Raw genomic sequence first — 16,644 nt, 5'->3', positions numbered from 1 at the left:
GTGCTCGGTGTGATGGTGACTAACCGCATGCTCCACGCTGTCTTGTTACAGGCAGAAGGAGAGAGTGTGCGCGTGCTTCGCCGTTTTACGCGGCAACGGGTCACCAAAGGTGCGCAGGCTGGTATTATGACCAGCGTTCCAGAATTGCAGGAAGATGCATCTTCAGGCGGAGATTTTACCATTCAATTTGGTGATGGTACCGACGCGGGAAGCAATCTTTTCTTGAACTCTGAATTTGGCGGTGGCAATGCATCGGGTCTGATGGACTCAGAAGAAGACATGGCCGGCGGCATTTCATCTACCTTCGTTCTCGAACTCGGCGATATCCTTGCTGAATGTAAAGACACCGGTTACGAAGATCCCATCGTTGCATTTTGTGCTGATTCTTCAGATGTCATGCACGTTGAACTCCGTTCTAGTGCTGCTGAGAAAAAAGGCAAGGAAGAAGAAGAAGGTGCGGGTTTTCGCGTCGAAAATTCTGATCGATCCTGGCTGCTGAAAGTGCTCGGTGAGCAATACCAGGGGGGCTATGAAGCCAACCGGGTAGGCTTCCTGAAAATGAACAGCATTGAGCCAGGCGAATTGCGATACCTCGCTGTTTTCCCTAAACAGCGAGATTCTGTTATTGCTACGCTGCTTGCTATGCGTGAGCAGCAGAATGCGCGCCTCCCAACGGTTCGAATTCTAGACGCTGAGGTACCTTTGTATCTTGGCCTGGCCCGTTCTGCACTTGCTACGTCTTCCGTTCAGACGCCCCCGGAGCGAACACACTCGCTCATCGTGCGCGCCGGCACTGAAGATACGCTTGTACTCTTCATGCGTGGGAGCCAGTTGCTACATTATGAGAGCCTGCGCTCGCTGACGGCCTATGAATCGCCTGAAACGATTTGTAGCCGTGTGCTCCTGCAACAGGATGAGCACGGGATTAACGAAGTACAACACGTGTTTCTCCTCAGCGAAGAGCGTGAGGAAGAACTGGTTGAGAGTTTTGAAATGTTCTTCCCGGATTCCCGGGTATCGTCTCTCCGTCAAACTGTCTATGAATTGGGTGACCTGGGACTTGATGAGGCCAATACCAGTGCAATCGTTGGGGCAGTAGCCTCCGCACTGCGGTTAGTCCCTGAAGATCGTTTCCTCGGTGTCTTCGACGAAATCAACTTGATGCCGAATCGCCTGATCAAACGGCGGTTTAAAATTCCAATTACCTGGCATATCCCTGTAATTGGTCTGCTCATCATGCTCACAGGGCTTTTCTTTGTCTACAAGTACATCTCAATTGATAAAGAGATTGCCCAGTATCAGCAGATGTTGGCAGAATATCCGGCAGAGATCCAGAGTGCTGATGCCAATGTCCTTCAGGCACGTATCGACAGTTTTGATACGGTTACGGCTTCTTATTTGAATGCACTAACAGTATTGGATGATTTGCTCAAAGGGAGTGATAAATGGAGCCGTACACTTGAACAAGTGTCTGAGGCAACAGCAAGTGTTCGGGGCATCTGGATTGACAATTGGCGTCCTGAAGGCACTGAGCTCGTGATTGTTGGAACGTCATCAGCGAGAGACCGCGTGGTAGACCTTGCAACCAATCTCGACGGTGACATTGAATCCCTTACATATTCTGAAATTCGTGAAGCGCCTGTTTTCAGCTTTAGAATGCGCGTACCGGTAATTGACGATTTGCCGGCCGCAGCGAAATACCTGCGTAACCAGGTTGAAGGCGCCATCTCTACTGAAAACGAAGCAGCAGATCCTGCACCACAGACAGGCACGCCGCCTGTCCCGTAGATAAAAATTAGTTATGGGTAAAATAGGCTATAGTGTTCTCGTAATGGGTTTTCTTTGGGCCATTGTTATTGGTCTGGGGTATTACATGATGAATGCCAAGGAAGATGACCTGGAACGCGCTATCCGCGCTGAAAAGGTTGTGCGCCTCAAAAAGGCAGAACTGGATGAGCTGTTTCTGAAACAGACCAGTTCGGAATCGGCCGCTAAAGATGCGACGCGTCGCTGGTTTGCGCGTTACAAAATTATACCGGAAGAGTTGAAAAGCCCGGAAGTGATTGGCTACCTGAACGGTCTTACCGCATCCGGATTCAAAAACTTTGACGTAACTGCTACCGGCACGAAGACAGAGCCAGACTATAGCTACCATACGTATGCCGTTGATGGCAGGGCCTACTTCCCCAGCCTCTATAAGTTTATCTGGGACATCGAAAATAACCGCAATTTCTACCGCATCAATGACCTGACGCTAGACGAAATTGACCTGATTTCTACAGACAAGAAAACAGGGAAGGAGCGGATGCAGATCATGGTTTCTTTCCGGATGACCCTGAACGCCTATTATTCCGGTACAGAAGGCGTAAGTGCCCCAGAAGACTTGTTTGCGGAACTGATGGAAGGCGAATTGCTGCCGACAGGCTGGTCTAGCCAGTTACCGCCGGTACCAAAAGATATTCTGCCAGATAATGCGCCGGCCATCAATCCGTTTTATCCTGGCATCCTGAAAAATATCCCCCCCAATACAGATGGACTGCTCGAGATCGAGGCTGTTGGTACAGAATTGATATCCATTGTGGGAGGAAAAGCAGTATTTAGAGACGAATCTGGCTACCGGACACTTGGTGTGGGCGACAATATCTATCTTGGTGAAATTACCGATATCGATCCACTGTCCGGTAAAGTAGATGCTCGATTAAATAAGGGCGGTATTATTGACCGCGTAGAAGTATTTTTGAATAATGAGGAGTCTTATCGGCGCGCAGTAGGCGGAACTAGGCTTACACCGTCCAGTAATTGGTAAGGTTTTTGATATTTTTAGCATTTATTGAATTAATCTATTTAAAGTAAACACGTTTTCGGCTCGATTGGTAGGCAAGCTATAGTGTTGCATTTCTTTTTTAGATCCAATCTTGCATTTTGCGTGCGACAATAGGAGAGAATGATGACGTTGAACATCCCGGGATCGAAGGGTCGGGGCCTCTTTGCTGTATTTGTTTGTTTATTTCTATTGATCTCTGTTCAAGAAGTACTTGCCCAGCGCCCCCCGGCAGGATCAGGAATCCGTACCTATGTCCCACCTGACCAGGTGGTTTCTTTCAGGGCTGACACCCGCATGGACCAGTTTATTGAGTTCATGAACCCCATTTTTCAGCGGGTTACACAGAAGCAGGTTATCGATCCTGAAGCACGAACAGAACCCATTGGTATCGCGATAACAAGCTCTCACTTTTTCGATGCGCTTGAAGTAGTCCTCAACACAAAAGGACTCACCTATCGCGAGAATGATCGCTACTACATTATTGAAAATGCACCGGCCATTCCGCTGGTCATGGATGCCAACCAGGCTTCTGGTCGCGATCCGGGAGCCGGCGTTATTGCAGTGCCTGCTACATCGGCAACACGCGAAGTTCAGATCAACGCTATTCTGTTTGATGCAGACCTCACAAAGTCACTTGAGCTTGGTGTTGACTGGAGCGTTTGGTTTGGGCCACAGGCTGGCGGCGGCGGTGCCGGCGGTGCAGGAGGCGCAGGTGGCGGCGCTGGCGGCGGCGCGGCGGGTGGAGCCGGACAGATTCCACAGATTGCGCTGAATACCAAAGAGTTTTTTAGCCAGTTTGAAGACTTCATTGTCGGGCCAGACCAGATTTCACTGAATGCACTCACGCAGTTGCTCCGTGTCTTTGAAACAGAAGGCCTCGGTCGTACTATTGCCAACCCTTCTGTAACCGTACAGAGCGGACAGGTTGGTAACATTCAGATTGGTTCTGATGTACCGGTTCAGCAACGTGACTTTGCCGGTAATACGGTAACCCAGTTTTTCCAGACGGGTATTATCATCGACGTAACGCCAACCGTAATCCGCGAGCAACTTGCTGATACCTTAGGGGGGCAAGTGCTAGAATTTATTCATCTGGATGTCAACGTGGAAAACTCTTCGGGCCGACCAACAGCAGCCGGCGTTGTCATTGACCGTAACCGGGCAGATACCCAGGTGCTTCTGCTTGACGGTGAGCAGACAATCATCGGTGGGCTCTACTCTACTGAAAAAAGCGTCTCGCGCCGTGGTATTCCTATCCTTAAAGATTTACCGCCCTGGTTCTTTGGGCTGCGTTACCTGTTTGGCTATAACCGCCATGATGAAATTCAGCGTGAATTGCTGATTATTCTCCAGGCACGCATGCTTGATCCGCTTACGGTCCGCAACAACCGTCCGTTTGATGACCAGGTGCTTGAGCGGAGAAGACGACAGATCGAAGAAGACATTCGCCGAATGGATGCTGAATCTGCGCGTGAAATTAAATATCCGCATCAGAATTAAGCTATACTGAACCTGCCTGTTCAGGCCAATTAGTTTAAAAGGGACAACATGCTTAAATGTTGTCCCTTTTTCTTTGTACACTATTTTTCTCTGCTGGGCGTTCTTAGTTTTACAGTGTTGAATCTTTCTATCAGCACGTTTATTCAATAGTCTCGCGCTGGCGTAGCGCGTACGATTGAACCGTAGCTGCAGATAAAACCGAAGTTAACATGTCAGTATCTGTTGAAGATGTGAAATACATAGCCGCCTTAGCCCGGCTGTCTTTTTCTGAAGATGAGCAGGCTCGGCTGGCCGGAGAGATGAATGCAATTTTGTCTTACATGGCAAAGCTTGATGAGCTGAATACGGATGATATCCCCCCTATGACACACGTGCTTGATGTCAACAATGTATTTCGGGCTGAAGATGTGGAACAGCGCATATCGCATGATGAAGCATTGAAGAATGCACCTGACGCGGATAGTGACTATTTTCGGGTTCCCAAAGTTATTTCCTGACCCCACTACAGGGCCAACGTTTACCACACATATTGTATTCGCTTCATCACACCGCTTTGATCGAATAAGTTTGATCACATTGGGTTTATTGCACTGATATCCTTGGTCATGAATGTCGGGCAAAGATGTAAAGGCGGTAGCGAAGCTTATTTCCCCTATGGCACGAAACCAGAAAAAAAAGCGTAACAAAAAGAAGCAGCCGGCTGCAGCAGCAAAACAGATTACGGCTGAGCCAAATTTATGGGACCGGCAGTCTCCGACCGTGCAACATGCGTTTTGTCTGGTTTTGCTCGCTGTTATCTCCTTTACTTTTTTTGCCCCGATTCACTTCAAGGGGATGTCGCTGTTTGCCTACGACACTGTAAGCTTTAAGGCAATGTCGAATGAGATGACGCAATACAAGGCGGAAACGGGGGAAACGGCACTCTGGTCGCCCAATCCGTTTGGCGGGATGCCCGGGTACATGATTTCATCTCCCGTTGAAGTAAAACAACTGGATGATATACCACGGTTTCTCCGGACCCTCATCTGGCCTTCTTCGCACTTCCTCTTTATGCTTTGGGGGACGTACCTTCTTGCTTTTGTGCTTGTGAGTGACAAATGGGCGAGCATGCTGGCGGCGGTTGCGTACAGTTTTACTACCTATGTACCCATCATCCTGGTTGCCGGCCATAATTCTAAATTTATCACGATGGCATTTGCGCCGTGGTTGATTCTTGCATTTGTCTTCGCTCTTCGAAAACCCGGCGTACTCAGCAGCTTCCTGTTTGCTATAGCCCTGGCCATAAACTTGCGGGCTGGCCATATCCAGATTACGTACTATGTGGCTTTTGTTATGGCCATCTGGTGGCTTGTAGAAGTTGTGGGTGCGTACCGTTCAAACAATGTGGCAAACATTGCCAAATCTACCGGTTGGCTGGCGTTTGGCTCCGTGCTAGGCATACTGATGGTTGCCCAGCCGTTTCTCTCAAACTTTGAGTATAAAGCACATACGATCCGTGGTGCGTCGCCTGGTGGAGAAGCCGGCGGCGGCGGGCTTTCCTGGGCCTATGCAATGAATTGGAGCCAGGGCATTGGGGAGTTGATAACCCTCATTATTTCGGATGCTTACGGAGGTGCTTCGGCCTATTGGGGCCCCAAGCCACCCACAGGTGGTCCTCACTATGTGGGAGGAATTGTTATGGCCCTTGCAGTCTTTGCCGGCTTTACCGTACGAAAACGCGCTGTATTGGCACTTTCGATTGCTGCAATCTTGCTCACGCTGTTTGCATTGGGCCGGCATTTTGAACTGCTCAATCGGTTCATGTTCAACTTCTTCCCGTTATTCAGCAGTTTCAGGGTACCAGAAACCTGGCTGGCTATTGTGTCTCTAGTGCTCGCGTTACTAGCGGCATTCGGATTCAAGCAGGCGTTTGAATCGCTGCGCACAACCTCTACTGGCTTGCCAACCCTCTTCAAAACAATGGGTGCCGCACTCGCCGTTATGTTGGTGCTGTTTACAATGAAAGACGTGTTCTTTGCGTTCGAGAAAGAGGGGGAACGCGAGATGTTTATGCAACGCGTAGCGTCACAAAACAACGTCAGTGTAAACAATCCGCAAGTTGCCACTGCCGTTGACCGTGCATTGGTTGGAATTAAAGCTGACCGGGGTGACCGTTATGCAAAAGATGCCATTCGCACCATCCTCATGTTGCTGGGTGCGAGCCTCGTGTTTTTCCTGTTTCAAAAAGGATCACTGGCAGGATTTGTGGCTGGCTTCCTGATCTTTGGTTTGGTGGCTTATGATCTCATTGATGTAGGCAAACGCTACTTCGTCGAGGAGCGGTTAACCACCGAGCAAACGGCAGATGCGCTTGTTGCAGAATATGGCTTTGATACCTACCTGATCAATAAAAAGAATGAACTTGGCGGCAATGGGCACTTTCGCGTGTTGTCGCTGGAAGGCAATCTAGTTGAAGTTGCGCGGCCTGCCTACCATTATGAAACACTAAGCGGATACCACGGCGCCAAGCTCAGGTATTATCAGGATTACCTGGAGAACATCCTTTTTAAAGACAGTGTGCCGCATGCAAACGGTCTGGACTTGCTCAACACGCGGTATGTAATAGTACCCCGCGGACAACTCCCCGATACGCGAATGGTCTACCAGGATCCACAAACAGGCATGCAGGTGCTGGAACGTGAGAACGCGTTGCCCCGGGCATACTTTGTGGGCAATACTGAAGTAATAACAAGCGCCGAAGAGACCTGGTCGCGGTTGCAAAGCGATGCATTCAACCTGGCCACAACCGCTATCTTGCCGGCCGAATTGCCTGTGACAACTTCACCAGTTGATTCTGCCAGCGTAGCGACAGCCGTGTTGGAAAAACATACACCCCATGAGATTTCATGGCGTGTCAATACCGATACCGATCGTTTGCTGGTAGTAAGCGAGGTTTATTATCCTGATGGCTGGAAGGCCTATGTAGATGATGTTGAGGTACCAATTCATCGGGTGAACTATCTCATTCGTGGCGTACAGATACCGGCCGGCGAACATCAGCTCACTATGGCGTTCGATCCATCCAGTTACAAGCTGGGATACTGGGTAAGCCTCCTGTCCACGTTGTTGGCATACGGGGCGGTAATAGGCCTTGTTGGCTACGGGTATTTCCGAAGAAAGGATCAGTAGTCGGTAGCTCAGATTGGCCAAACGCGTTCTTGTCATTGCGTACTATTTTCCTCCCTCTGGCGGTTCAGGCGTCCAGCGGGCACTGAAGTTTGTCAAGTACCTGCCATCTTTTGGTTGGATGCCGGAAGTGTTGACGCTTGACCCAGCATCAGCTGCGTACCCAGACCTGGACCCGGACATGCTACGGGAGGTCCCTGATGGCGTAAACGTGCATCGTACGGGTGCCTGGGATCCCTATCGGATATATGCCGGCTTTACCAACAAATCCAAAGCTGATGCCGTTTCGGTAGGCTTCCTATCCGACAAGCCTATCAGCTATCGCGAGCGAATTGCCCGGTGGGTGCGCGCAAACGTGTTCATTCCTGATGCACGAGTTGGCTGGTATTTCTACGCGTTGAAAAAAGCACGTACCCTTGTTGCATCTGGTGAAATAGATGCCATCTTCACAACCGGACCTCCTCATTCTACCCACCTTATCGGGCGGAGCCTGAAACGGCGATACAATGTGCCCTGGATTGCAGATTTCCGTGATCCCTGGGTTGATATTGACTTCCTGGAGGAGTTGCCCATGACGGGGTTTGCCCGCCGAAAAAATGCGCGCCTTGAAAAGTCTGTATTAGATGAGTCGGACGCTGTGCTGACTGTCAGCCCTGTGATTGAGCGGCAGTTTGTCAAAAAGACGAACACACCCTGCGTAACCATCTACAACGGATTTGATCGGGATGATTTTTCATCAGACGCATCTCTGGATCCTGATACGTTCTACATTTCCCATGTGGGCAACATGAACGCTGCGCGCAATCCTGTTGCGTTGTGGCAGGCGTTGGCGCAGGTAAAAGAGCAGGTGCCTAAACTGAAAATAAGGTTGGTAGGAAATGTTGACGGGGCAGTGATGCAAGCGTTGGAGGCTGCTGGCTTGTTGGATCTGGTAGAGCGCATTGCCTATTGTCCGCATGGCGAGGCTGTAAGGTACATGAAACAGAGTGCAGCCCTGCTATTGCCGATTAACCGTGTATTCTCTGCAAAAGGGATTGTAACGGGTAAGTTATTCGAATACCTCGCAACGGGTAATCCTGTTCTGGGCATAGGACCGCCTGATGGTGATGCAGCAGCAATATTGCAAGATACTGGCGCCGGCAAAATGATTGATTTTGATAATGGTGATGCCATGCTTGCATACGTCAGAAGCCTCTATACCCAGTGGGACGCCGGCAAGCAGCATCCGCATGGTGATACATCTGCTATTGCACGATACAGCCGATCAGGACTTACAGGGCAGCTTGCGGCTATGCTCGACGATATTGTAGGAGAAAAGAGAACATGAAAGTAGTCACGCTGGTCGGGGCAAGGCCCCAGTTTATAAAAGCGTCTATGGTAAGCCGGGCCTTTTCAGCGGCCGGTATTGAAGAAATGATTGTACATTCTGGTCAGCACTACGATAGGCAGGTCAGCCAAATCTTTTTTGACGAGCTTGAAATTCCACAACCAGAGGTCAACTTGCAGGTTGGTTCTGGCTCCCATGCCGTGCAAACCGGGGAAATTATGGAACGATTTGAGACCTTTTTACTGGCACAGGATGCTGTAGACTGGGTACTCGTTTACGGCGATACAAACACAACGCTTGCTGGCGCGCTCGTGGCCGCCAAGCTGGATATACCCATCTCCCACGTGGAAGCTGGATTACGATCGTTCAACCGTAAAATGCCGGAAGAGATCAATAGAATTGTCACTGATCGGCTGTCTGAAGTACTCTTTTGCCCTACCTCAACCGCGATGCAGCATCTTAAAAATGAAGGCATTGATACAACGGTGTGTTTCTCGGGGGATGTGATGTATGATGCCACAATCCACTTCTCAGCCCTTGCTGCAACAAAGCAAAATCTGATTGATGATGTGCCGGCTGATTATTACCTGGCAACGGTACACCGGGCCTCGAATACAGATAACAAAAAACATCTCCTCGAAATCCTTGCCGGCTTGGGCGCCTTACCGGCGCCTGTTCTGCTACCTTTGCATCCCCGTACAAAAGCCAAGCTCGACGGCATTGATGTGCCTCAAAATATCCACGTTAAGGAGCCCGTGGGCTATTTGAAAATGTTGCAGCTTATAAAAAATGCACAGGCTGTGCTCACTGATTCAGGTGGTCTGCAAAAAGAAGCGTACTGGCTGAAGAAAGCGTGCATTACGCTCCGACAGGAGACAGAGTGGGTTGAGACGTTGGAAGGAGGATGGAACCAGTTGGTCGCCGCAGATCGCCAGGCGATTCAAGAAGCTGTAGCCCGGGTACCGGCTCTCACAACTCCCCAGAAAATGTTTGGGCTGCCCCTCGATGGAGGAACAGCCTCAAACGTAATCGCAAAGACCTTACTCGGATATAACAGCTAAACGGGCTTAATCTGTAGATACGTTGTTCGTTTCTGCATCCTGCATCATTTCGTAGCCCATGTTGATTTCGATGCCAGGGATGGCCGTTTCCAGTCGGGCTGCACCTTCGCGTGTTGCGTTGGATTGCCACAGGTAGAGCGCACTCAGGTTGGCGAGCGATTTCAAGTGCTCAAGTCCGTTGTCCGATACTTGGGTGCCGTACAAATTGAGGTATTCCAGGCGTTCCAATTCACTCAATTGCGCGAGGCCGTCATCCGTCACTGCTGTTTTTTCGAGGTGTAGCTTCGAAAGGTTCTTCAGCGCTTTTATGTGCACCATGCCTGCGTCGGTAATGGCCGATCGGCCAAGATTCAGCCAGGCCATCTGTTCTGCGAGCGGAGTAAGCAGGGCCAGGTCATCGTCGCTGAAGTCGTCAGCAACATTGAGGAAAGTTGCCTGGAGCAGGTTGGTTTCTTGGGATAGGGGCATGATGAGGACACCCATGTCTGCGAGGGCCTGTATGTCTGCCGGATCAGCAGCCGGCACTTCAAGGGCAAAGGCAGCTTCCTGAGCTTCAGATGCCATGCGGTCGAGGATGCCGCGAATATTATCGTCGGTACCGATTTGAGCAACCGTAGCATCCTCAAAAGGTGCACCGCTGTCGATCCACCAGCCAATCAGGCGAATATGATCATCTGACAGCGGCTTTCTGCCTGAAGGAGGCATGTGGTCATCGTGGTCTGTGGGAAGCAGCAGCCGGCGATAAAGGTCGCTGTCGCCTGCGTCGCCGGCAACAAACACAGCACCGCTTTCGCCACCCGCAACAATATCAGCTTCTGTGGTAAGAATCAGGTCGCCTTTTTTCTTGTTGGGATTATGACAACTGGTACACTTGGCATCAAGGATGGGATGAATAATGTCGCTGAATAACTGCGCTTCATCCACGTTTTCAAGGACAATGGGTTTTGCTTCTTCTCGCGGCGGAATGCCGGCAATTGAACGAAATGGCTCAGGCATGTAGCTGGTCAGGTAATCTGAGCCGTGGGTGAGTGAGCCTCCAAAATGGCTTGCTACGATGAGCATCGCACTACAGGCAGCGAGTACGCCTCCATAGGCCCGGCGCATTGATACATCTTCCGTTTTTAGGCTGCGGCGCTTGAGCCAATACGCCAACACAGCTGTCACTGCAACCCCGATCCCGAGCCACTTATGCCAGTTCAGATCATCCCCCCCGTAGCTGCCAGTCATCGCAAGCAATAGGCCGGCAACTACCGCAACGACAGCACTAAGAGCGCCCAGGAAAAGGACAAACGATACAGCCGGCCGCAACTCTTCATAGCGTTTCATGCGTGTGATTACTTCGAGCAGGGCGCCAAGCAGCAAGAAACTAATCGGCAAATGCACGAAGAGGGGGTGGAAACGCCCTAGAAACACCAAAATATCTGGCGGATTGTCGGGATCTACATTTAGAATCCTGGTAAGGAGTGGTGTAGCACTTTCATCTGCTGTTTCCTGCAAAACAGGCAGCAAATCAGAGGCTGAGGCAGGAAGCGAAAAAAGGGTAAAAAGTACCAGCACCAATGAAAGGATGCGTGTATTGGTGGTCCACATCGCGTTTGGCATAGTTTACAACCTGACAGGTTTTTTCTCTTAGACCCTCGTATTATAAAAAAATATAAAACGAGGATCGAGAACAGGTACAAAAAACCTTCTCCCGCGTTTAGTCCAAACCGTTGTATTCCTGCATCTGCGTACGTTTAAGCCGTATGGCAAAAAGATCTATTTTTGACCTTATCAAGCAAAGTGGCTTGTACGCACTTGGCAATGTTGCCATTAAACTTAGCGGGTTATTTCTTGCACCGCTTTATCTGAACTCTTCCATTTTAAGTGTCAAGGCGTACGGTCAATTTGCGACGCTTTTTGTGTTTGCCCAGATTTGCATCATTGTCGCTGGGCTAGGATTAGGGAATGGTCTGCTAAGGTATGTAGGGAGAGATGAGCGTGCGGGTGAACAGGAAGCGTTGCCTTTTACGGCAGTTGTTGCATCCATCGGGTTTGCCGGCTTGTTCTGGCTGATTTTGCAGTTTTTTGCCGAACCGCTGGCCTCGTATTTCCTCGATGACACCGGCGCCGGTCATGTCATCCTGTTTTTGGGGATATATATCGGGTGCAAAGTTATAGCAGCCGTACCCATGATGCTGCTTCGCATTCAAGAGCGGCCCGGGGTGTATGTACTTGTGATCATGCTGGAAATGGTTGTGTTGATTGGCGGCGTATATGTTTTTCTTGCAGCACAGCAACGGGGGATTGAAGGCATCTACATGGCGTATGCCTGTGCCTCCGGATTGCAGGTTTTTGTACTGCTCGTAGCGTTGCTTTCCTCAATAAAGTGGCAATTTAAAGTAGGGCTCTTGCGTCCTTTACTTGCTTATGGCGGCCCGCTCATTTTTATGGGACTTGCCGGACTTGTTTTGAATGCCGGCGATCGTTTTTTGCTGAAAGAGCTTGCTTCAGATGAAACGGTTGCCATGTACGAGTGGGCGGCGAGGCTCAGTGGCGTATTAAATCTTTTTGTAGTACAGAGTTTTCAGCTTGCTTTCACCATTCTTGGCCTCAAAACACTGGGCAGTGGGGACCTCAGTTTACACAGGCGGGCTTTCCGACATTTTTCTATATGGGCCGCGTGGTTTGTGCTCGGCATTGCGTTGCTGGCTTTTGACCTGACCGCAGCCCTTGGCCGCATCGGGGTAGATGCCTACTACCTTGAAAGTACAATTCTCGTTTTTCCGCTTGCATTGGGGGCAATGCTGTATGGTGTGTTTGTTGTGATCAACAACATTTTCTTTGCAACCAATAAAACCCACCTCATTTCCTGGATGGTGTCGATAGCGGCTGTACTGAATGTATTGCTGAACCTTGCGCTTATTCCGACAACCGGTGCTTATGGCGCAGCCGCCGCTACTGTGTTGTCATATGGGATCCTTGTTTTTTTGGCAAATCGCCTCGCGGGCAAAGAAATTGATATCCAATACCGGTGGTCTACCTTCGCAATCGTCCTTGGCATTGTTACCTGCCTTTTTGTGCTTGGCTTGCTGACGCAGGAGTTCGCACTGGTACCGAGAATTTTTGCACGTGTTTTGCTTATCCTGACCTACTTCCCGCTGTTATTCCTTTTTAGGTTATACAGTCGGGATGAGATTGCTCAGGGATGGCAATTTATCAAAGAGAAAATAGGTTGGACCTAAGGCCGGGTAAATCGGTACTAGGCTCGTTACCTGGTGCGGCTATTTAGCGCGTATGTTCATTACATACAAGGCCTACCGGCATTTCAACAATTCAATGATTAATTTCGATTGTGGCGAATTCTGAATCAGCGTCATACGGATCGGTTTTCTGGGAGCGGCTAAACAATATCTTTTCGCTTTCCAGCAAAGAACCACACGATGAAGGTGAGCAGCCTGAACACCGTGGTTTTGTGATCACAATGTGCATTGTGTTCTCCGTGATCCTTTGGTTCTTTAGCTCAATGAGTGAGAGCTATACCAAGTCGTTTGACATCGTTACGCGCGTCGAAAACCTGTCTGAAAACGAAGCATTTGTTACCCTGCCACCTCCAAGTGTAAATGTGATGGTGAAAGGGGATGGATTGCAGTTGCTGCAGCTTTATTACAATCCACCCAGTATTGTCATCGACGCCAATCAATCGCAGTTGAGTGTCCAGGAAGCAGTAGAGCGACGGTTGCCCCAGAATATGATGGTTGAGCGCACCTTGCCGGCCATCCTTTCGCTGCAAAAAGAAGCGCGTCAGACCAAAAAAGTACCGATCCAGCCCCGTGCTGAAATTTCCTGGCCGGCTACGCACGATATAGTGCAAGACATCTGGGTAACACCTGATTCTGTTGAGCTTTCCGGTGCACAATCCATCCTTGAGAACATTACCCACTGGCCAACAGCGTTTTTTGAGCGGGAAGACGTGAAAGACACCCTTGATATTACCGTGCAACTGGCTGATACCTTGAAAGGACTTGTTGCGCTCAGCATCAGTGAAACACGTCTTTCTGCTGTTACCGCACAATTCACTGAAGGCACCCGTGACCTGGATGTCCACTTAAATGATGTCCCATCTATGCAGGAGTACTTGACCCTTGATCCTCCGATTATTGAAGTCAAGTTCAGGGTACCGCTTGCACAATATCAGATGGCGCAAGATGCCAGTGATTTTCTTGCCTCCGTATCATACGACGCACTACGGGATGATACCACAGGTTTTATTGTCCCTGAATTGGTCCTTCCCCAGGGCATATGGTTGCGTGATGTTGTCATGTTTCCATCAAAATTGCGCTATTACGACGTGTTGCTGGATGAGTAGTGCAACTTAGGTGTGCTATTCGACATAATAATACCCTACGCTTTATCATTTGAACGCCCGGGCATTTCTATGCCGTTGTATGGTCGGTAGCCAATATTGTCATGAGAGGCATTTTCCTGATCCTGTTGCTGCTTGCTGGAGTTGCGGTAGGTATCTACCTGTCACCACCCCAGATTTCTGCGCCATCATTGCCTGATGTGCAGATCACGCAAGAAGACGTTAAAGAGATTATCATCTCCGAGCTTAGGCGTGAGGTGCCGGCTTCCTTTCTGGTTGCGGGATACCTGGATATCAACGCAACCATCACGCAGCAAAACACCAAGTATCTCTTCCCGGATTACTTTGACAAGTCCATCTCGCTGGGTACCACGAAATCAACTGTACGACTACCGGGGCGTGTGTCCTATGGTGTCGATCTGCTCAAGATTGACGGCAGCTCCATTTCTTTTGAGCCCGGTAATGTTGTCATAATTACCGCCAGCGAGCTTGAAGTAGAGTCTGTTGATCCGAACCTCGAAAATATGGAGGTTCAAACAGAAGTAGGGTGGGCGAGACTACATTCGTGGAGTGGACAAGCTGTAGAGCACAAAGCCATGGTTGTTGCCAAAGATGCACTCCGTGCAGAAGCTGAAGCACACCTGCAAACATCCCCACAACCCTTGCGAAACACCGAAGCAGCCCTTTCCCGGTTATTGGTGCCGGCGTTAAAAGCAGCTGGCGTGTCAGATCCTGTAATCCGGTTTAGAAAAGGTGTTCAACTGTACACCCCGCAAGGCTAGCGTTTATACCCCACATTGGAAATTGCCGGAAATGAGGGGCCGGCACATCGCATTTGAGCATTAATTACTGGCCTGCGTGCATCTGAACCAAACTTTCAATAATTTTTGAAACTATTGATCGTTCGGAATCGTTACGTTTAGCTACAGAGGAATGAGCGGATCTGGAGCTGGTGTGTCCGTAATTTGTGCCCCTGAATCGTTCATTCTTGTGTGGTTTGGTAACGCTAGATTTTGTATCTCTACAGGATTCCTGATACCTCGGCCAACCGGTAGGTTACTTATGAAGGTCCCCATCGCGGATAAAGACGCATCCTTCATCGAAACACCCAACGGAATATTTACCGCCGCAGGGCATTGGTTTCACACAACCATTGCTGATCTTAAGCAATATGCGGAGCCTGTTCTTGCGCACCGATCCATAGACTGGTTGCTAAATATGGCTGCCCGTTGGCTTGGGAGTCCAAAAACACTGATGCTCTGGAGCATTCCACCATTGCTGTGGACGCTCGGTGTGTTACCCACCCTCGGAATTGCTGTAGCCGTTTACCTCCTTTTTGCCATCTGGGGCCCTGTTTTAACGAGCCTGACGGTGTCTCCCGTACTCAGACTATTGGATCAGGTTTGGGCCCAGGGGTTGTTCTATGTAATCGGGATGAGTTGGTTTGCCATCAATGACCAGTTTTTGTTGATGGGAATTGGACTGGTCTTGTTTATCGTCATCCGCTGGGGCCTTGTAGATCAGTTGTTTAAGCCTTTGCTAGACAAAGTACATGCGCGCATGTATGCAGTCCCGTATCCCGATCAGGTGTTGAAGTCGGTGATCGTACGTGCAGCTATGAAGCACCGGGTATCGTTGCCCGAACTCGACGAAATGGAGCGTTTTATTTTGAACCGATTAACCAGGAAATGACGAAGTCAGCGGAAGGATCTGAATCAAGAGCCCCTGCCTTTTCGAGCGGTGAGGCGTCTAGGCCGGCAGCACGTGTGGAGAACGCTGTTACCCACCTGTTTCTTGTACGTCACGGCGAAACGGATTACAACAAGCAGGGCATTGTGCAGGGCAGAGGGATAGATGTACCGCTGAATGAGTTGGGACGCCGGCAAGCGCGTGCTTTGGCATCACACGCGGCTACTTTTAACCTGGATGTGATTTACGCCAGTACCCTTATTCGTGCCAAACAGACTGCCCAGACTGTTGCATTGGAGAACCAGGATAAGCCCCTCATATACCTCAACGATCTCGAAGAGATGTCGTGGGGTGACTATGAAGGCATGCATGTAACAGACGCGCTACGCGACGAGTTTGTACGTATGCGCGAAGAATGGCAGCAAGGCAATTATACTTTTTCGATTGGAAGAGGGGAGTCTGCCCTGGATGTTCAGCAGCGGGCCCTGCGGGGCATCAACTATATAATTGACAATCACGCCGGCGAACGGGTCATGGTTGTGGCCCACGGTCGGTTTCTTCGCATCCTGATTGCAAGCTTGCTTGATGCATATGGATTGCAGCGGATGGAGGAGATTAAACATGCCAACACGGGCATAAACTATATCACGCATAGTGCGGCCGGATTTGAAATGCAGTATTTAAACAATACCGATCATCTGGCATCCTTAAGTTAGTGTTCTGAACACCTGAA

Annotated in this window: 13 protein-coding genes; 12 read left to right on the top strand and 1 reads right to left on the bottom strand. The window is 49.8% G+C overall.

Going from position 1 to position 16,644, the window contains the following annotated elements; translation table 11 throughout:
* The 7 genes from AAF564_08890 to wecB all read left to right on the top strand — a co-directional run.
* Window positions 1-1,788: hypothetical protein (locus AAF564_08890; GenBank protein ID MEM8485654.1), on the top strand; the 1,788-nt coding region annotated here is incomplete at its 5' end.
* A gap of 13 nt (window positions 1,789-1,801) precedes the next feature.
* Window positions 1,802-2,806 carry a hypothetical protein gene (locus AAF564_08885; protein MEM8485653.1) on the top strand — a complete coding sequence of 335 codons (1,005 nt, stop codon included), beginning with the start codon at window positions 1,802-1,804 and terminating at the stop codon, window positions 2,804-2,806.
* 207 nt (window positions 2,807-3,013) lie between these two features.
* Window positions 3,014-4,324 carry a type II and III secretion system protein gene (locus AAF564_08880; protein ID MEM8485652.1) on the top strand — a complete coding sequence of 437 codons (1,311 nt, stop codon included), beginning with the start codon at window positions 3,014-3,016 and terminating at the stop codon, window positions 4,322-4,324.
* A 209-nt stretch (window positions 4,325-4,533) separates the two neighbouring features.
* Window positions 4,534-4,821: an Asp-tRNA(Asn)/Glu-tRNA(Gln) amidotransferase subunit GatC gene (gatC, locus tag AAF564_08875; GenBank protein MEM8485651.1), complete on the top strand. Its 288-nt coding sequence runs from the start codon at window positions 4,534-4,536 to the stop codon at window positions 4,819-4,821.
* A 157-nt stretch (window positions 4,822-4,978) separates the two neighbouring features.
* A complete protein-coding gene (locus AAF564_08870) occupies window positions 4,979-7,492 on the top strand; it encodes a YfhO family protein (GenBank protein ID MEM8485650.1) in 2,514 nt (837 codons plus the stop codon).
* A gap of 13 nt (window positions 7,493-7,505) precedes the next feature.
* Window positions 7,506-8,816 (top strand): glycosyltransferase, encoded by a 1,311-nt coding sequence (locus AAF564_08865; GenBank protein ID MEM8485649.1) that lies wholly within the window; start codon window positions 7,506-7,508, stop codon window positions 8,814-8,816.
* Window positions 8,813-9,877: a UDP-N-acetylglucosamine 2-epimerase (non-hydrolyzing) gene (gene wecB / locus AAF564_08860; GenBank protein ID MEM8485648.1), complete on the top strand. Its 1,065-nt coding sequence runs from the start codon at window positions 8,813-8,815 to the stop codon at window positions 9,875-9,877. The genes AAF564_08865 and wecB overlap by 4 nt, the downstream gene beginning before the upstream one ends.
* Window positions 9,878-9,883: 6 nt before the next feature.
* On the opposite strand, the gene AAF564_08855 is transcribed toward wecB, so the two are convergent.
* Window positions 9,884-11,479 (bottom strand): c-type cytochrome domain-containing protein, encoded by a 1,596-nt coding sequence (locus tag AAF564_08855; GenBank protein ID MEM8485647.1) that lies wholly within the window; start codon window positions 11,477-11,479, stop codon window positions 9,884-9,886.
* Between the two features lie 143 nt (window positions 11,480-11,622).
* On the opposite strand from AAF564_08855, the gene AAF564_08850 reads away from it, so the two are divergent.
* The 5 genes from AAF564_08850 (at window position 11,623) to AAF564_08830 (ending at window position 16,627) form a co-directional block, all read left to right on the top strand.
* A complete protein-coding gene (locus AAF564_08850) occupies window positions 11,623-13,101 on the top strand; it encodes a polysaccharide biosynthesis C-terminal domain-containing protein (GenBank protein MEM8485646.1) in 1,479 nt (492 codons plus the stop codon).
* Window positions 13,102-13,211: 110 nt separating this feature from the next.
* Entirely contained in the window at window positions 13,212-14,225 is a 1,014-nt protein-coding gene (locus AAF564_08845) for a hypothetical protein (GenBank protein ID MEM8485645.1), read from the top strand.
* A gap of 101 nt (window positions 14,226-14,326) precedes the next feature.
* Window positions 14,327-15,004, top strand: coding sequence for a DUF4230 domain-containing protein (locus AAF564_08840; GenBank protein ID MEM8485644.1), 678 nt, complete (start codon window positions 14,327-14,329; stop codon window positions 15,002-15,004).
* A 280-nt stretch (window positions 15,005-15,284) separates the two neighbouring features.
* Window positions 15,285-15,914 (top strand): hypothetical protein, encoded by a 630-nt coding sequence (locus AAF564_08835; protein ID MEM8485643.1) that lies wholly within the window; start codon window positions 15,285-15,287, stop codon window positions 15,912-15,914.
* On the top strand, window positions 15,911-16,627 hold the full coding sequence (locus tag AAF564_08830) for a histidine phosphatase family protein (GenBank protein MEM8485642.1): 717 nt from the start codon (window positions 15,911-15,913) through the stop codon (window positions 16,625-16,627). Before AAF564_08835 ends, AAF564_08830 begins: the two co-directional genes overlap by 4 nt.
* Window positions 16,628-16,644: the final 17 nt, after the last annotated feature.

The organism is Bacteroidota bacterium (assembly GCA_039111535.1).
Lineage (GTDB): Bacteria > Bacteroidota > Rhodothermia > Rhodothermales > JAHQVL01 > JBCCIM01.
The sequence above is the reverse complement of the archived record's forward strand: the minus strand, read 5'-3'. Positions and strand labels throughout refer to the sequence as shown.

Coding starts and splice junctions, on each gene's coding strand:
- wecB (MEM8485648.1), top strand. CDS start 8,813: ATGAAAGTAGTCACGCTGGTCGGGGCAAGGCCCCAGTTTATAAAAGCG.
- AAF564_08885 (MEM8485653.1), top strand. CDS start 1,802: ATGGGTAAAATAGGCTATAGTGTTCTCGTAATGGGTTTTCTTTGGGCC.
- AAF564_08870 (MEM8485650.1), top strand. CDS start 4,979: ATGGCACGAAACCAGAAAAAAAAGCGTAACAAAAAGAAGCAGCCGGCT.
- gatC (MEM8485651.1), top strand. CDS start 4,534: ATGTCAGTATCTGTTGAAGATGTGAAATACATAGCCGCCTTAGCCCGG.
- AAF564_08840 (MEM8485644.1), top strand. CDS start 14,327: ATGAGAGGCATTTTCCTGATCCTGTTGCTGCTTGCTGGAGTTGCGGTA.
- AAF564_08830 (MEM8485642.1), top strand. CDS start 15,911: ATGACGAAGTCAGCGGAAGGATCTGAATCAAGAGCCCCTGCCTTTTCG.
- AAF564_08850 (MEM8485646.1), top strand. CDS start 11,623: ATGGCAAAAAGATCTATTTTTGACCTTATCAAGCAAAGTGGCTTGTAC.
- AAF564_08855 (MEM8485647.1), bottom strand. CDS start 11,479: ATGCCAAACGCGATGTGGACCACCAATACACGCATCCTTTCATTGGTG.
- AAF564_08835 (MEM8485643.1), top strand. CDS start 15,285: ATGAAGGTCCCCATCGCGGATAAAGACGCATCCTTCATCGAAACACCC.